We start from the raw sequence: 15834 nt of genomic DNA on the forward strand, positions 1-15834 counted from the left end.
GTGCTTGAGTGGCCCTGCCCCTGGAAGGAAACCCTGTTATGCGCCTGAGTACCAGCGCTATCGCGCTCGTTGCCGCACTGCTGATCAACCACGCGGCAAATGCCACTGAACTGCCACAACGCTGGGTCAGTGCCGGCGGGGCGTTATCGGAATGGGTGACGGACTTGGGCGGTGAGTCGAAGTTGGTGGGGGTCGATACCACCAGCCAGCACCCGGAGTCGCTAAAAGCCTTGCCAAGCATTGGTTATCAACGGCAACTGTCAGCCGAGGGCATCCTTAGCCTGCGCCCGCAAATTTTGGTGGGCACTGAAGAAATGGGCCCGCCACCGGTGCTGGCGCAGATTCGCGGCGCGGGTGTGCAAGTAGACATGTTCTCGGCCCAGCCGGACCTTGCGACCTTGAAGGGCAACCTGCAGCACTTGGGCAAATTACTCGGCAATCAGGCCAAGGCCGACGAATTGTTTACTGAATATGAACAGGCACTTGAACAGCAACAACGTTGGCTCGCCAAGGCTCAGGCAACCGAAAAGGCGCCGGGCGTGCTGTTGGTGCTGGGCCACGCGGGTGGCAAGCCGTTGATAGCCGGTAAAGACACGGCCGCTGACTGGATAGTGCGTAAAGCGGGCGGGCGCAATTTGGCGACTCACACCGGTTACAAGCCGTTTTCGGTGGAGTCGTTGGCCGGGCTAAGCCCCGATGTGTTGGTGTTTGCTGACCGTGCACTGACGGGCGATGCGGCGCGCGCGGCGTTGTTCAAGGAAAACCCGATGTTGGCGTTAACGCCTGCGGCCAAGAATGGCCGGGTGTTCGAGCTGGACCCAACCCTGCTGGTTGGCGGGCTGGGGCCGCGATTGCCGCAAAGCCTGGTGCAACTGTCTGCCGGGTTTTATCCGTCTCAGGCTAAAACTGCTCCATGACCACTCTGGTTAAACCCAAAACGCTGTTTATCGGGCTGACGCTGCTGTGTGTCTTGGCGATCTGGCTGTCGTTGGCGTTAGGGCCGGTCAGCCTGCCGCTGCTGGATACGCTGCGGGCGGCCTTGCGCTTGATGGGGGTGCCGATTGAGGCGCAAGGCCTGGAGCAGGCCGAACTGATCCTTGGGCAGATTCGCCTGCCGCGTACCTTGCTGGGCCTGGCAGTCGGTGGCGTACTGGCGTTGTCGGGCGTGGCGATGCAGGGCTTGTTTCGCAACCCGCTGGCGGACCCCGGTTTGGTCGGCGTGTCCAGCGGCGCGGCGCTCGGGGCGGCGGTGGCGATTGTAGGCGGTTCTTTATTGGGTGGGTTGCCGGAGGTGCTCGGGCCGTACCTGTTGTCGTTGTGTGCGTTTCTCGGTGGGCTTGGGGTAACGGCGCTGGTCTATCGCCTGGGGCGCCGCAACGGCCAGACCAATGTGGCGACGATGCTGCTGGCCGGCATCGCCCTCACCGCGCTCGCCGGTTCGGCGGTGGGGCTGTTTACCTATTTGGCCGACGACGCCACTTTGCGCACCCTGACGTTCTGGAACCTGGGCAGCCTTAATGGCGCGGTCTATTCGCGGTTGTGGCCGTTGTTGCTGGTCAGCGCCGGGGTGGCGCTGTGGTTGCCGCGCCGGGCCAAAGCGCTGAATGCATTGTTACTGGGTGAGTCTGAAGCCAGTCACCTTGGCGTCAACGTGGAAGGGCTCAAGCGCGAACTGGTGTTTTGTACGGCGCTGGGTGTGGGCGCGGCAGTGGCGGCGGCAGGCATGATCGGTTTTGTCGGGCTGGTGGTGCCGCATTTGGTGCGGCTGCTGGCGGGGCCGGACCACCGGGTACTGCTTCCGGCTTCGGTGTTGGCGGGGGCAAGTCTGTTGCTGTTTGCTGACCTTGTGGCGCGTTTGGCACTGGCGCCTGCGGAATTGCCGATTGGCATTGTGACGGCGTTTATTGGCGCGCCGTTTTTTCTGTTTTTGTTGCTGCGAGGGCGCGCCTGATGCTGCGAGTCGAAGCGCTGCAGATCCGTCGCGGGCGCAAGGTTGTGTTGGCGAATGTCGACCTGGACCTGCTGCCGGGCGAAGTGCTTGGGGTTTTGGGGCCTAACGGCGCAGGCAAAAGCACGTTGCTCGGTGCACTCTGCGGCGAGTTGCATCCGGATCAGGGCGAAGTGTGGCTGGACCAGCAAGCACTGAAAAGTTGGAGTGGCGTGCAGCGTGCGCAACGCTTGGCGGTGTTGCCGCAAACCTCGACCCTGGACTTCGCGTTCCGTGTGGAAGAAGTCGTCGGCATGGGGCGCTTGCCGCATCAGACCGGTCACGTGCGTGATGACGAAATTATTCACGCGGCGCTGCAAGCTGCGGATGTGGCGCACTTGAGCGGTCGCAGTTACCTGGCGCTGTCCGGCGGCGAGCGCCAGCGCGTGCACTTGGCGCGGGTGCTGGCGCAGTTATGGCCAGGCGAAACAGGGCAGACATTGCTGCTGGATGAGCCGACCTCAATGCTTGACCCTTTGCATCAGCACACCACCTTGCAGGCCATCCGCAGTTTTGCCGACAGAGGCGCTGCAGTGTTGGTGATCCTGCATGACCTGAATCTGGCGGCTCGCTACTGTGATCGCATTCTGTTGCTGGAAGATGGGCGCCCACACGCCCTGGATACGCCGGCAAAGGTGTTGCGACCTGAGCCGTTGAAGGCCGTGTTTGGTTTGGATGTGCTGGTACAACCGCATCCGGAACGCGGGCACCCGCTGATTATCGCGCGCTGAGACGCGCTTTTTCACAGGCAAAAAAAGACCCGGCAAGCGCCGGGTCAAATAACCGTGATTAGCCTGATGAGGAGATAATCTGAGAGTCCGAACCAATGGTCTTTCAGTTATCGGCTGATCTCGCGACCAGTTGTGATAATCATAACGATTCTCATTTGAGAGTCAACACTTGTTTTTGCGTGCGCTGCCGGTTTTCTCAAACACTCGTACGAAATCCCGTAAACGCTGGGTGTTACTGCTGATCTAATTCTTCTGCCGCGCTGAAATTGCCTCCAGCTGGCGGTTCAATGCTTCCTTACGCTCTGTGGGAAGGTCGTTCCAATGCACATCCATCAGCGCGCCTTCAATGGCATACAAGAGTACTTTGGATGCGCGGAACCCGCGCGTGCGCACGGCTCTATAGGCATCGACCGCCCCGAGGCGGCGCAGGTCGGATGCACTGTGGATGCCCACGGCGTGCAGCCATTGAGCCGACGTCTTGCCAAGGTTTTTCAGGTGTTGCAGCTCATCGTTCATCAAGCCTCCATGCGACGGCCGAAGGGTGCGGTGGGTATCGTGACCAGGCAAGCCTGAAAAGGAGTGTAGCGCTCAGCAGGAAAAGTGTAGTTCTTTGGTCAGTAACGGCTGAAAAGCTATAAGAATCGCTGGGGCGTTTGCCCGCAGGCAGGCGGAGGCACCCGGCACGCGGGCGCGTACCAAGCGTTGGAGGCGTGATGTTATTTGGTGCGGTAGCGCAGGCGAGTGCCGAAATTAACCGACATCAGAATCTCGTCTGCCGTCAGCTCAGGCGCAAAGTAGGTGCCGGAGATTTGCGCGTGAGCCAAGCTGGCGCCTTCCAGTGAGCAGCCGCGCAAGTCCAGGCCACGCAGGTCGGCAGAGCGAAAGTAGGCGTCGGTGAAATCCACACCCGTTGCATCCAGTTCACGCAGGTCGAGCCCGCGGAAGTCGCCACCGCGCATGTCAATAGCGCCGTCTTTGGGACGCTGCTGGTTGAAGCCGCGAACATCGTCCTTGTGCAGGAGTGCGTAGAGCGGTGTATCAAGAAGCTTTGGCTGACTCATGACGACGACTCCTGCTTTAAGGATAATGTCATTATGGTGGCATATTTTCTCGATCGTGCACCGAAGTCGGTGACACGACCAGAAAATATTTTTTTACAGGCCCGGCAGGCGTTGGCGAATGTGTGCGACCAAGGCGTCGAGGGTGCCGCTTTCATTGGTTTCGACACGTTTGCTCAGCAGCAGTTCTTCCGCCGACAACGCATCGCGGTTGGCCTGCTGCGCTTCGATAACCGCCAAGGTCGCGTCGGACGGATCGTTTTTATCTGCCTGACGCTGTGCCAGCCAACTGGCGATAACGGCCTGTGGTGCGTTGCAATCCAGGATCAGGAAGGGCGCGCCGGTGGCCTCGGCAATTTTCGCGGCTGCGTCGCGCTGCTCGCGTTTCAAGAAGGTGGCATCCAGCACCACTGGGTAGCCGGCGCGCAATACGCTGTCGGCAATTTCGTTCAGGCGGGCGTAGGTCGCAGCACTGGCGTCGGTGGTATAGATGCCGGCCTGTGGCGTGTTTTCGACAGGCTGCTCGCCAAACAGGCGCTTGCGTTCCACATCCGAACGCAAGCGTACGGCGCCCAACGCTTCGACATGCGCATGGCCACGTGGCTCTTGCCGACGGCTGATACACCGTGCGTAATTGCCAGGAAGCGTGAGGGAATAGTGCTGTAGCTTTCAGCCAGGTTGGCGTAGTTGCGGTACTGGCGCAGGGTAGTGGCGCGCTCCACCGGGCTGGCCTCGCTCGGCATACTGAACAACGCCACTTTGGCGCGTACCAGCGCGCGGTAGGCTTTATAGAAGTTGAGCACTTCAAGGCCCTGGTAGTCGCCGGTCAGTTCCAGGTATTGGCTGATAAAGCGGCGCGCCAGAGACTTGAGGCCGCGGTCTTCAAGGTCCATCGCCAGGAACGCGCTGTCGGCGTAGACATCGGTAAAGCGGAACGGCTCGTTGAATTCGATGCAGTCGAAAATCACGACGTGGCCGTCGATCAGCGTCGCGTTGCCCAAATGAATATCGCCATGGCATTCGCGGGTGAAGCCGTCCAGCTTGCGCTGTGCCAGCAACGGCTTAAGGCGTTCGAAGCTGCTTTCAGCCCAGGCTTGCAGCGCCTCCAACTGAGCCAGGTCGGCCTTGTCGCTGAGGAACGGGCGGATCTGATCGAAGTTCTGGCGTACCGGCGCCATGACCTCGTCCGGCGTGCCGGCCGGGTGTTCCTGCGGGACCTTGGGCGCGGTCAGGTGGAAGTGCGCAATCTGTTTGGCCAGTTCATCGACGTGCGCACTGGTCAGTTCGCCATTGGCTTGCAACGTGCTGAGCAGTTGGCTTTGCGGGAACTGGCGCATTTTGAGCGCGTACTCGATCGCCGGGCCTTCGCCATTCAATTGTGGCGCTTGGGCAGTGCCGGTAATCGGCAACACTTCAAGGTACAAATCTTCGGTCAGGCGCTGGTTGAGGCGCAGCTCTTCGTTGCAGAAGTGGCCGCGATCACTCAAGTCGGTAAAATCCAAAAAGCCGAAGTTCATCGGTTTCTTCAATTTATAAGCGAAGGGACCCGTCAGGATGACCCACGAAATATGCGTCTCGATGACTTGAAACGCTTCAACCGGATGGGGATACAAAGCCGGGTTTTGCAGGGCAGCGATCAGGGACTGGCTCACGGGCGATCCTTCAAAGTCTGGGGGAAATCATGGCGTGCATTATGGCGGTTACAACCGGTCGTGCAAACCGCTGTCCGGCTCATGTTGATCAGCAATAAAGTGCGTATAATCCGCCGCCATGACTCGAACCCGATCTCCCCGTTCCCGTAAAAAACCTCCTCCTTCGCGTGGCCTGCGCCCGTGGCTGGGCTGGGCGCTCAAGCTCGGCCTGGTGGGCCTTGTGGTGCTCGCAGGCTTCGCGGTGTACCTCGACGCTGTGGTGCAGGAGAAGTTCTCCGGCAAGCGCTGGACCATTCCGGCCAAAGTGTACGCACGCCCGTTGGAACTGTTCACCGGCCAAAAGCTGAGCAAGGACGACTTCCTCACCGAGCTCGACGCCTTGGGCTATCGCCGCGAACCTGTGAGCAATGGCCCGGGCTCTGCGGCCGTCAGCGGCAATACCGTCGACCTGAACACCCGTGGCTTCCAGTTCTATGAAGGCCTGGAAAAAGCCCAGCCGGTGCGCGTGCGCTTCTCTGGCGATTACGTCGCCGAGCTGTCGTCACTCAATGGTTCGAAGCTGCCCGTGGTGCGCTTGGAACCGTTGATGATCGGCGGCATTTACCCGAAAAACCTTGAAGATCGCATCCTGATCAAGCTTGATCAGGTGCCTCCCTACTTGCTCGAAACCCTGGTGGCGGTTGAAGACCGCGATTTCTACAGCCACTGGGGCGTCTCACCCAAATCGATTGCCCGCGCCCTCTGGGTTAACACCTCCGGCGGCAAGATGACTCAGGGCGGCAGCACGCTGACGCAACAATTGGTCAAGAACTTCTACCTGACCAACGAACGCAGCCTGACCCGCAAGCTCACCGAAGCCATGATGGCCATGCTGTTGGAGTTGCATTACAGCAAGCAGGAAATCCTTGAGGCGTACCTCAACGAGGTATTCGTCGGTCAGGATGGCCAGCGCGCCGTGCACGGTTTCGGTTTGGCCAGTCAGTTCTTCTTTGGCCAGCCATTGTCCGAGTTGAAATTGCATCAAGTCGCGCTGCTGGTGGGGATGGTCAAGGGGCCGTCGTATTACAACCCGCGTCGCAACCCGGAGCGCGCGCTCGAACGGCGTAACCTGGTGCTCGACGTGCTGGAGCAGCAAGGCGTGGCCACTGCCGAGCAAGTGGCGGCTGCGAAAAAAATGCCACTGGGTGTAACCACTCGCGGCAAGCTGGCCGACAGCTCGTTCCCGGGCTTTATCGACCTGGTCAAGCGCCAGTTGCGTGAAGACTACCGCGACGAGGACTTGACCGAAGAAGGCCTGCGGATCTTCACCAGCTTCGACCCGATTTTGCAGATGAAAGCCGAAGCGTCGGTCAACGACACCTTCAAGCGCCTGACGGGCCGTAAAGGCTCCGACGAAGTAGAAGCGGCCATGGTCGTGACCAACCCGGAAACCGGTGAAGTGCAGGCCATGATCGGCAGCCGTCAGGCCAGTTTCGCCGGCTTCAACCGCGCGCTGGATGCGGTGCGGCCAATCGGCTCGCTGGTTAAGCCGGCGGTGTACCTGACGGCCCTGGAAAAACCGAGCAAATACACCCTGACCAGTTGGCTCTCGGATGACCCGCTGTCGGTCAAAGGTGCAGACGGCCAAGTGTGGACGCCGCAGAACTTTGATCGACGCTCGCACGGCACCGTCTTCCTGTATCAGGGCCTGGCGCATTCCTACAACATCTCCACCTCGCGCCTTGGGCTTGAAGTGGGGGTGCCGAATGTGCTGAAAACCTTGGGCCGCCTGGGCATCAACCGTGAGTTCCCGGCGTTCCCATCGATACTGCTGGGCGCTGGCGCCATGACCCCGATGGAAGTGGCGACGATGTACCAGACGCTCGCCAACGGTGGCTTTAATACACCGATGCGCGGCATTCGCAGCGTGCTGACCGCGGAGGGCGAGCCGCTCAAGCGTTATCCGTTCCAGATTCAGCAACGTTTTGATGCGGGCTCCATCTACCTGATCCAGAACGCCATGCAACGCGTGATGCGTGAAGGCACCGGGCGCTCGGTCTACAGCGTGCTGCCGGCGAACCTGACACTCGCGGGCAAGACCGGTACCAGTAACGATTCGCGTGACAGTTGGTTCGCAGGCTTCGGCCAGGATGTGCTGGCCGTGGTATGGCTGGGCCGCGACGATAACGGCAAGACGCCGTTCACCGGTGCGACGGGTGCGTTGCAGGTCTGGACCAGCTTTATGCGCAAAGCCGACCCGCTGCCGCTGAACATGCCGCAGCCGGATAACATCGTGCAGGCCTGGATTGATCCGCACACGGGGCAGGGCTCCGATGCCAACTGCCCCGGCGCGGTACAGATGCCGTATATTCGCGGCAGCGAGCCACCACCCGGCGCCGCGTGCGGTGGCAGTGCCCCCGCTGACGCGGAATCGGTGATGGATTGGGTCAAGGGCTGGATGAATTAAGCAAAGAGGGTTTCAAGTGAACAAGTGGTGGATTCCAGCTATTACAGCTCTGGCTTTGCTCAACGGTTGCGCCAGCGTGCAGCGCGGCTCGATCCCTGTGGTGGATTCGAGTTCGGCTGTCTCGAATAACGACCGCATCTCGGCCAACGGCGGTTTCCGTCAGACCGTGGTCAAGCGTCCTGCCCAAGCCACACCTCAAGCCATGCCGCAGGATTCGGGTGTGGTGGTGATGGTGCCGGGCGGTGGGGCTGCCGCTGCCGCGCCGATCAGTTCTGAGCCGTGGACCCCAGGGCCAAGCACCTCGGGGCCGATCAACACTGCGCCGGTTCAAACAGCGCCGGTCAATCAGGGCACTTACAACATGCCGTCGACGCCGAGCGGTATTCCGTCGTCGTCCAGTGCGGGTGGTCTGTCGGCTGACGAGCAACTGGATGGCCCGGTGCTGTCCTTGCTCACTACCGCCCAGCAGCAGCAGGCCGGTGGTGACTTGAACGGCGCGTCGTCGAGCCTTGAGCGCGCTCAGCGCGTGGCGCCTCGCGAGCCACAAGTGCTGTATCGCCTGGCCCAAGTGCGCCTGGCCCAGGGTGATGCGCCGCAAGCCGAGCAGTTTGCCCGGCGTGGGCTGAGCCTGGCCAATGGCCGCCCAGACCTGCAAGCCAACCTTTGGGCATTGATTGGTGACGCGCGTGCCGCACAGGCGACGCCGCCGGTGCCGCGCAAGCTCGGCAAAAAGCTAAGGTCAGCCTCTGATGGATGCACGGTTCCCGGCCATTGCCGAACAGTTATTGCTGATCGAGCGCGAACTGCGCCTGCAGGGCTGGTGGGACGACGTGTCCCCCAGCGCCGAAGCGCTCGGCAGCGTCGAGCCGTTTGCGGTGGATACCCTGGACTTTCACCAGTGGCTGCAATGGATTTTCCTGGTGCGCATGAAGCAGATCCTTGAACATGATCTGCCGTTGCCAAATGCCTCGGGGATTATGGAGATGGCTGAGATGGTCTACGCCGACCGGCCGTTGCAAAGCCTTGGTTTGCGAAATGCGCTGAAAAAGTTCGACCAATTGATCGTCGACGCTCGTTAATTGCCTGACTGCCGGGTTTTCCGGCAGTCTTGCGCATATTTCTACCGCTTGACGACATTCAGGCGAGTTTTATCCCTCCTCAAAGCCCTTTCTTCTACGTTCTGATGCGCTTAGTTGGAAAAAAGCGCAATTATTGCTTGACTTGAACGGCCTGAAACAGAAGAATCCAAAGTCCGCTGTATCGGGACTGCCAGAAGCAGGCCCGCTCAGCAGATCATGAGGCGCACATCCGCGCCGACCTGTAACACCCGCAACGCGTTACCTCGCGCTGGGTGGGAAAAGCCCGCAACACTTGGGACGATCCCAATACTTGCTCAGTCAGTGCTGACGTAGTCGGCGACCACCGTCGCTCATGCTCTGTTGAGAAGTAAACCTATTAAGACCCGTCGGTTTTTAACGGACGGTATTCTGGCGTTTTAGAGGTGAACAACGTGGAGCTTTTATCTGGCGGTGAGATGCTCGTCCGCTTTTTGCGTGACGAAGGCGTCGACTATATCTACGGGTACCCAGGTGGTGCTCTGCTGCATGTTTACGACGCACTGTTCAAGGAACCGGCTGTTACCCACATCCTGGTTCGCCACGAACAGGCCGCAACCCATATGGCTGACGGTTACGCCCGTGCCACCGGTAAAGCCGGTGTGGTACTGGTAACGTCCGGCCCTGGCGCAACCAATGCCATTACCGGCATCGCGACTGCGTATATGGACTCCATTCCGATGGTGATCATTTCCGGCCAAGTGGCAAGTACCATGGTCGGTACCGACGCGTTCCAGGAAACCGACATGATCGGTATCTCCCGGCCGATCGTGAAACACAGCTTCATGATCAAGCATGCGTCGGAAATCCCGGAAGTCATGAAAAAGGCGTTCTATCTCGCGCAGTCCGGTCGCCCGGGCCCCGTCGTCGTAGACATCCCGAAAGACATGACCAACCCGGCTGAAAAATTCGAATACATCTTCCCGAAGAAAGCCAAGCTGCGTTCCTACAGCCCGGCCGTTCGTGGGCACTCGGGGCAAATCCGCAAGGCGGCAGAAATGCTTCTGGCGGCCAAGCGCCCAGTGCTGTACTCGGGCGGTGGGGTGATTCTGGGGGGCGGTTCCGCGCCGCTGACCGAATTGGCCAAACTGCTTAACCTGCCGGTCACCAACACCTTGATGGGCCTCGGCGCATTCCCGGGCACGGATCGTCAGTTCGTCGGCATGCTTGGCATGCACGGCAGCTACACTGCCAACCTGGCCATGCACCACGCTGACGTGATCCTGGCCGTGGGCGCGCGTTTTGATGACCGTGTGATCAACGGCGCGAGCAAGTTCTGCCCGAATGCCAAGATCATCCACATCGACATCGACCCGGCGTCCATCTCCAAGACCATCAAGGCCGACGTGCCGATTGTTGGGCCAGTGGAGAGCGTGCTGACCGAAATGGTCGCTGCACTCAAGGACATCGGCGAGGCGCCGAACAAGGAATCCGTTGCCAGTTGGTGGAAGCAGATCGACGAATGGCGCGGTGACCGTGGCCTGTTCCCTTACGACAAGGGCGACGGCAGCATCATCAAGCCACAAACCGTGATCGAGACCCTGTGCGAAGTGACCAAGGGCGACGCCTTTGTGACCTCCGACGTGGGCCAGCACCAGATGTTCGCCGCGCAGTACTACAGGTTCGACAAACCTAACCGCTGGATCAACTCCGGCGGCCTGGGCACGATGGGCTTTGGTTTCCCTGCGGCCATGGGTGTGAAGCTGAACTTCCCCGACAACGACGTTGCGTGCGTGACCGGCGAAGGCAGCATCCAGATGAACATCCAGGAACTGTCGACGTGCTTGCAGTACGGTCTTCCGGTGAAGATCGTCTGCTTGAACAACGGCGTGTTGGGCATGGTTCGCCAGTGGCAGGACATGAGCTACGGTAGCCGTCACTCCCATTCCTATATGGAGTCGCTGCCGGATTTCGTCAAATTGGTTGAAGCCTATGGCCACGTCGGCATGCGTATCACTGATTTGAAAGATCTGAAGCCGAAGATGGAAGAGGCGTTCGCCATGAAGGACCGCCTGGTGTTCCTGGATATTCAGGTAGATACCAGCGAGCACGTCTACCCGATGCAGATCAAAGACGGCTCTATGCGCGACATGTGGCTGAACAAGACGGAGCGTACTTAATCATGCGGCACATTATCTCCCTGCTTCTGGAGAACGAACCCGGCGCTCTGTCTCGTGTTGTCGGCCTGTTTTCGCAACGCAACTACAACATCGAAAGCCTGACCGTGGCCCCGACCGAAGACCCGACCTTGTCGCGCCTGACGCTGACCACCGTGGGTCATGATGAGGTGATCGAGCAGATCACCAAGAACCTCAACAAGCTGATCGAAGTGGTCAAGCTGGTCGACCTGTCGGAAAGTGCTCACATCGAGCGCGAGCTGATGTTGGTCAAGGTTAAAGCCACAGGCGCCCAGCGTGCCGAGATCAAACGCACTACCGATATTTATCGCGGGCAGATCGTCGATGTGAGCGCCAGCGTTTATACCGTTCAACTGACCGGTACAAGCGACAAGCTGGACAGCTTCATCCAGTCGATCGGGACGGCCTCGATTCTGGAAACTGTACGCAGTGGTGTCACCGGGATTGCCCGTGGCGACAAAGTACTCAGCATCTAACCCAAATTAGTGAATGGCCTTACGGCCTGGATATATAGAGGAACCTCATGAAAGTTTATTACGAAAAAGATTGTGACCTGTCGATCATCCAGGGCAAAAAAGTCGCCATCATCGGCTACGGCTCCCAGGGCCACGCGCAAGCTTGCAACCTGAAGGATTCCGGCGTTGACGTGACTGTTGGCCTGCGCAAAGGCTCGGCCACGGTTGCCAAGGCTGAGGCCCATGGCCTGAAAGTGACTGACGTTGCTTCTGCTGTTGCGGCGGCCGACCTGGTCATGATCCTGACCCCGGACGAGTTCCAGTCCGCGCTGTACAAGAACGAAATCGAGCCGAATATCAAGAAAGGCGCCACCCTGGCCTTCTCCCACGGCTTTGCGATTCACTACAACCAGGTTGTTCCGCGCGCCGACCTCGACGTGATCATGATCGCGCCGAAAGCACCGGGCCACACCGTGCGTTCCGAGTTTGTCAAAGGCGGCGGTATCCCTGACCTGATCGCGATCTACCAGGACGCGTCGGGCAACGCCAAAAACGTTGCACTGTCCTACGCCGCCGGCGTGGGTGGCGGTCGTACCGGCATCATCGAAACCACCTTCAAGGACGAAACTGAAACCGACCTGTTCGGCGAGCAAGCCGTTCTGTGCGGTGGCACCGTTGAACTGGTCAAAGCCGGTTTCGAAACCCTGGTTGAAGCAGGCTACGCGCCAGAAATGGCCTACTTCGAATGCCTGCACGAACTGAAGCTGATCGTCGACCTCATGTACGAAGGCGGTATCGCCAACATGAACTACTCGATCTCCAACAACGCCGAATACGGCGAGTACGTGACTGGCCCGGAAGTGATCAACGCCGAGTCCCGTCAGGCTATGCGCAACGCCCTGAAACGTATTCAGGACGGCGAATACGCCAAAATGTTCATCAGCGAAGGCGCTACCGGCTACCCTTCGATGACCGCCAAGCGTCGTAACAACGCCGCTCACGGTATCGAAATCATCGGCGAGCAACTGCGCTCCATGATGCCGTGGATCGGTGCCAACAAGATCGTCGACAAAGCCAAAAACTAAGTCGTACGCATCAACGGAAAACGCGGCTTAGGCCGCGTTTTTTCGTTTGAGAGGCGGGTTCTGGTATAAAGCTGCATCGTTTGCGGGCGAACACGCGTCGCAAGTATCTGTCGAATTTTTTTCACACCGTTGCAAGGTAAAGTCCATGACCGAACGTCCCGAAGAGCCACGCCAGGCTTATGACGCCGAAAGCCTGCTGCCGATCGATGAACATGTCGAAGACGGGCATGACGCGGAAGGCCGCAAGGTCCGGCATCGTGGCATCTATCTTCTGCCCAACCTGTTCACTACCGCGAACCTGTTTGCCGGCTTCTACTCCATCATTAACTCCATGAGCGCTCAAAGCGCTTTGGCGGCGGGAGATGCGGTCAGCGCAAGCAAGTATTTCGGGTTTGCCGCCATCGCAATTTTCGTCGCCATGGTGCTCGACGGCCTTGATGGCCGTGTGGCACGTATGACCAATACCCAAAGTGCCTTCGGTGCCGAGTACGACTCCTTGTCGGACATGGTTGCCTTTGGTGTCGCACCCGCATTGCTGGCCTTCGCCTGGGCGCTGGGGGATATGGGCAAAGTCGGCTGGATGGTCGCCTTCATCTATGTCGCGGGCGCCGCGTTGCGCCTGGCGCGCTTCAATACCCAGGTTGGTACTGCCGACAAGCGTTATTTCATTGGTCTTGCCAGCCCGGCTGCTGCGGGAGTGGTGGCGGGTATCGTGTGGGCCTTCAGTGACTACGGCATCCAGGGTTCGAAGATGTCATTCCTGGTGGCCTTGATGGTTGCGGCGGCCGGTATGCTGATGGTCAGTAATATCAAGTACAACAGTTTCAAGGAGTTAGACCTCAAGGGGCGCGTGCCTTTTGTGGCGATCCTGGTAGTGGTGCTGGTGTTCGCGGTCGTGTTCAGTGACCCGCCGCGTATTTTGCTGCTGGCTTTCCTGGTCTACGCCGCGTCTGGGCCGGTTCAGTACTTGCTGCATCTGCGCCGGGACAAAACATTGCCTTAATGTAATTTCGTCCATACTCCGCAGTCTATTGGTGCATCAGTCCTCCAATGCTGCGGAGTTGCCATGTTAATCAAAATCCCCAAAGCGTCCGATTGTCATGAATCGGATGTCACGCCTGAATCTTTTTATCTCTCTCGACGTAGCCTGCTCGGCGGCGCACTTGCCGGTATTGCCGTCAGTGCCTTGCCACGCCTGGCCAGTGCTGACGATGCTGCACGTTATGCGGATGTCGAGCCGGGTAATGCGCCGAAATGGTTTACCGAAAAATTGCCGAGCACAAAATGGCAGGCGGTAACGGTGAAAGACGAGGCCATTACTCCATTCAAGGACGCCACCCACTACAACAACTTCTATGAGTTCGGCACAGGCAAGGGCGACCCGGCGACGAATGCGGGTTCACTCAAAACCGAACCCTGGAGTGTTGTGATAGATGGCGAGGTGGGCAAACCTGGGCGTTACGCCCTGGAAGACTTCATGAAGCCTTATCAGTTGGAAGAACGGCTCTACCGCTTGCGCTGCGTTGAGGCGTGGTCAATGGTCATTCCCTGGATGGGTTTTCCGATTTCTGCCTTGCTCAAGCAGGTTGAGCCGACCTCCAAAGCCAAGTACATCCGATTTGAAACCCTTCAGGACCCTAAAACCATGCCGGGGCAGCGCTCCAGCTTTGGCTTGATTGACTGGCCCTATATAGAAGGGTTGCGTCTTGATGAGGCGATGAATCCTTTGGCGATCCTGGCTGTCGGCATGTACGGGCGCGAGCTGCCTAACCAGAATGGCGCGCCTTTGCGTCTGGTGGTGCCGTGGAAATATGGTTTCAAGAGTGTGAAGTCGATTGTGCGCATCAGCCTTGTGAGCGAACAGCCGAAAACCACTTGGCAGAGCATTGCGGCGGATGAGTACGGGTTTTATGCGAACGTAAACCCTACGGTTGATCACCCCCGCTGGACCCAAGCGCGGGAGCGTCGTCTGCCGAGTGGCCTGTTCAGCCCTAACGTGCGTGAGACGCAGATGTTCAATGGCTACTCGGATGAAGTCGCCTCTCTCTATACAGGCCTCGATCTGCGGAAGAATTACTGATGCGTTACCCGATTTGGCGGATTGGCGTCTTTATCGCAGTGGCAATATGGCCATGCTGGTGGCTCTATGAAGCGTGGAGTTCTGCCCTGGGGCCTGATCCGGGAAAAGTGCTGGTTGATCGGCTCGGCTTGGGCACCTTGATTCTGCTGTTGATCACCTTGGGAATGACGCCGCTGCAAAAACTCAGCGGTTGGGCGGGGTGGATAGCGGTGCGCCGGCAATTGGGCCTGTGGTGTTTTGCCTATGCAGTGCTGCACTTGGCGGGTTATTGCGTGTTTGTCCTGGGGCTCGACTGGTCTCAGCTTGGGGTGGAGCTGCGCAAGCGGCCTTACATTATTGTGGGGGCGTTAGGTTTCCTGTCGCTGTTGGTGCTGGCGGTAACGTCTAATCGCTATAGTCAGCGGCGCCTGGGCAGCCGTTGGAAGAAGCTGCACCGCCTTATCTATGTGATTCTTGGGCTGGGTTTGCTGCATATGCTGTGGATCGTGCGGGCCGACCTTAAAGAGTGGGCTATCTATGCATCTATAGGTGCGCTGCTTCTGGTGCTGCGGCTGCCTCCGGTTATGCGTCGAATCCCGCGCCTTATTGCTAAAAAACCACCTTCTGCAACAAAAGCGTAATTAGTGCTTGACGGCAGATTCTGGAAGTCTATAATTCGCCCCACTTCCGGCGCAGTCGAAACGGAAAACTCCTTGGTAAACAAAGAGTTATGCGAGATTCGACAGCGAGTTGCTTCAGTTCATCGAAGCCCAGAAGGAGTTGGTAGAGCGGCGTTGTTTGGCTCTATTAACGTTTCGATCTTCTCGGTCGAAAGCGGAGAAAAAGAGGTGTTGACAGCAGCGTGTAACGCTGTAGAATTCGCCTCCCGCTAACGAGAGATCGGAAGCGCAAGTGGTTGAAGTTGTTGAAGAATTCTTCGAAAACTTCTGAAAATAATCACTTGACAGCAAATGAGGCTGCTGTAGAATGCGCGCCTCGGTTGAGACGAAAGATCTTAACCAACCGCTCTTTAACAACTGAATCAAGCAATTCGTGTGGGTGCTTGTGGGGTCAGACTGATAGTCAAAAAGATTATCAGCATCACAAG

General features: G+C 58.7%; 14 protein-coding genes and 2 pseudogenes. 12 read left to right on the top strand and 4 right to left on the bottom strand.

What is annotated here, in order from left to right:
* Window positions 1–38: 38 nt before the first annotated feature.
* Genes F0169_RS13860 through F0169_RS13870 form a run of 3 tightly spaced genes read left to right on the top strand, consistent with a single transcriptional unit; the run spans window position 39 to window position 2718 of the window.
* Window positions 39–917, top strand: coding sequence for a heme/hemin ABC transporter substrate-binding protein (locus tag F0169_RS13860; protein WP_152746838.1), 879 nt, complete (start codon window positions 39–41; stop codon window positions 915–917).
* Window positions 914–1951 carry a FecCD family ABC transporter permease gene (locus F0169_RS13865; RefSeq protein WP_152746839.1) on the top strand — a complete coding sequence of 346 codons (1038 nt, stop codon included), beginning with the start codon at window positions 914–916 and terminating at the stop codon, window positions 1949–1951. The genes F0169_RS13860 and F0169_RS13865 overlap by 4 nt, the downstream gene beginning before the upstream one ends.
* Complete coding sequence (locus F0169_RS13870; RefSeq protein ID WP_152746840.1) at window positions 1951–2718, top strand: heme ABC transporter ATP-binding protein; 768 nt, start codon at window positions 1951–1953, stop codon at window positions 2716–2718. Before F0169_RS13865 ends, F0169_RS13870 begins: the two co-directional genes overlap by 1 nt.
* 243 nt (window positions 2719–2961) lie before the next feature.
* Here F0169_RS13870 and F0169_RS13875 read toward each other — a convergent pair whose 3' ends face one another.
* The 3 genes and pseudogenes from F0169_RS13875 to F0169_RS13885 form a co-directional block, all read right to left on the bottom strand.
* On the bottom strand, window positions 2962–3234 hold the full coding sequence (locus tag F0169_RS13875; protein WP_058412523.1) for a TfoX/Sxy family protein: 273 nt from the start codon (window positions 3232–3234) through the stop codon (window positions 2962–2964).
* A 200-nt stretch (window positions 3235–3434) separates the two neighbouring features.
* The gene (locus F0169_RS13880; protein WP_058412522.1) at window positions 3435–3779 is read right to left on the bottom strand and encodes a pentapeptide repeat-containing protein; all 345 of its coding nucleotides are present in this window, start codon (window positions 3777–3779) and stop codon (window positions 3435–3437) included.
* Window positions 3780–3872: 93 nt separating this feature from the next.
* Window positions 3873–5428, bottom strand: a pseudogene (locus tag F0169_RS13885) (bifunctional aminoglycoside phosphotransferase/ATP-binding protein).
* Between the two features lie 118 nt (window positions 5429–5546).
* On the opposite strand from F0169_RS13885, the gene mrcB reads away from it, so the two are divergent.
* The 9 genes and pseudogenes from mrcB (at window position 5547) to msrQ (ending at window position 15367) form a co-directional block, all read left to right on the top strand.
* Window positions 5547–7874, top strand: coding sequence for a penicillin-binding protein 1B (gene mrcB, locus F0169_RS13890; protein WP_058412520.1), 2328 nt, complete (start codon window positions 5547–5549; stop codon window positions 7872–7874).
* Between the two features lie 16 nt (window positions 7875–7890).
* Window positions 7891–8624 (top strand): annotated as a pseudogene (locus F0169_RS13895) (tetratricopeptide repeat protein).
* Window positions 8624–8953: a YqcC family protein gene (locus F0169_RS13900; protein ID WP_122250196.1), complete on the top strand. Its 330-nt coding sequence runs from the start codon at window positions 8624–8626 to the stop codon at window positions 8951–8953. Before F0169_RS13895 ends, F0169_RS13900 begins: the two are co-directional and overlap by 1 nt.
* Window positions 8954–9384: 431 nt before the next feature.
* On the top strand, window positions 9385–11109 hold the full coding sequence (locus F0169_RS13905; protein ID WP_058412584.1) for an acetolactate synthase 3 large subunit: 1725 nt from the start codon (window positions 9385–9387) through the stop codon (window positions 11107–11109).
* Between the two features lie 2 nt (window positions 11110–11111).
* The gene (gene ilvN / locus F0169_RS13910) at window positions 11112–11603 is read left to right on the top strand and encodes an acetolactate synthase small subunit (RefSeq protein ID WP_003176102.1); all 492 of its coding nucleotides are present in this window, start codon (window positions 11112–11114) and stop codon (window positions 11601–11603) included.
* A 47-nt stretch (window positions 11604–11650) separates the two neighbouring features.
* A complete protein-coding gene (gene ilvC, locus F0169_RS13915) occupies window positions 11651–12667 on the top strand; it encodes a ketol-acid reductoisomerase (RefSeq protein ID WP_007948647.1) in 1017 nt (338 codons plus the stop codon).
* A gap of 145 nt (window positions 12668–12812) precedes the next feature.
* Window positions 12813–13670, top strand: a complete 858-nt coding sequence (gene pssA, locus F0169_RS13920) for a CDP-diacylglycerol--serine O-phosphatidyltransferase (RefSeq protein WP_058412517.1) — start codon at window positions 12813–12815, stop codon at window positions 13668–13670.
* A gap of 63 nt (window positions 13671–13733) precedes the next feature.
* A complete protein-coding gene (msrP, locus tag F0169_RS13925; RefSeq protein ID WP_152746842.1) occupies window positions 13734–14747 on the top strand; it encodes a protein-methionine-sulfoxide reductase catalytic subunit MsrP in 1014 nt (337 codons plus the stop codon).
* Window positions 14747–15367: a protein-methionine-sulfoxide reductase heme-binding subunit MsrQ gene (msrQ, locus tag F0169_RS13930; RefSeq protein WP_058412515.1), complete on the top strand. Its 621-nt coding sequence runs from the start codon at window positions 14747–14749 to the stop codon at window positions 15365–15367. The genes msrP and msrQ overlap by 1 nt, the downstream gene beginning before the upstream one ends.
* Window positions 15368–15481: 114 nt before the next feature.
* Here msrQ and F0169_RS27545 read toward each other — a convergent pair.
* On the bottom strand, window positions 15482–15834 hold a 353-nt coding region (locus tag F0169_RS27545), incomplete at its 5' end, for a hypothetical protein (RefSeq protein ID WP_152746843.1).

The organism is Pseudomonas kitaguniensis, from assembly GCF_009296165.1.
Lineage (GTDB): Bacteria > Pseudomonadota > Gammaproteobacteria > Pseudomonadales > Pseudomonadaceae > Aquipseudomonas > Aquipseudomonas kitaguniensis.

Excerpts from the sequence above, each read along its gene's own strand:
- F0169_RS13860 (WP_152746838.1), top strand. The coding sequence starts at position 39 with ATGCGCCTGAGTACCAGCGCTATCGCGCTCGTTGCCGCACTGCTGATC.
- F0169_RS13865 (WP_152746839.1), top strand. The coding sequence starts at position 914 with ATGACCACTCTGGTTAAACCCAAAACGCTGTTTATCGGGCTGACGCTG.
- F0169_RS13870 (WP_152746840.1), top strand. The coding sequence starts at position 1,951 with ATGCTGCGAGTCGAAGCGCTGCAGATCCGTCGCGGGCGCAAGGTTGTG.
- F0169_RS13875 (WP_058412523.1), bottom strand. The coding sequence starts at position 3,234 with ATGAACGATGAGCTGCAACACCTGAAAAACCTTGGCAAGACGTCGGCT.
- F0169_RS13880 (WP_058412522.1), bottom strand. The coding sequence starts at position 3,779 with ATGAGTCAGCCAAAGCTTCTTGATACACCGCTCTACGCACTCCTGCAC.
- mrcB (WP_058412520.1), top strand. The coding sequence starts at position 5,547 with ATGACTCGAACCCGATCTCCCCGTTCCCGTAAAAAACCTCCTCCTTCG.
- F0169_RS13900 (WP_122250196.1), top strand. The coding sequence starts at position 8,624 with ATGGATGCACGGTTCCCGGCCATTGCCGAACAGTTATTGCTGATCGAG.
- ilvN (WP_003176102.1), top strand. The coding sequence starts at position 11,112 with ATGCGGCACATTATCTCCCTGCTTCTGGAGAACGAACCCGGCGCTCTG.
- ilvC (WP_007948647.1), top strand. The coding sequence starts at position 11,651 with ATGAAAGTTTATTACGAAAAAGATTGTGACCTGTCGATCATCCAGGGC.
- pssA (WP_058412517.1), top strand. The coding sequence starts at position 12,813 with ATGACCGAACGTCCCGAAGAGCCACGCCAGGCTTATGACGCCGAAAGC.
- msrP (WP_152746842.1), top strand. The coding sequence starts at position 13,734 with ATGTTAATCAAAATCCCCAAAGCGTCCGATTGTCATGAATCGGATGTC.
- msrQ (WP_058412515.1), top strand. The coding sequence starts at position 14,747 with ATGCGTTACCCGATTTGGCGGATTGGCGTCTTTATCGCAGTGGCAATA.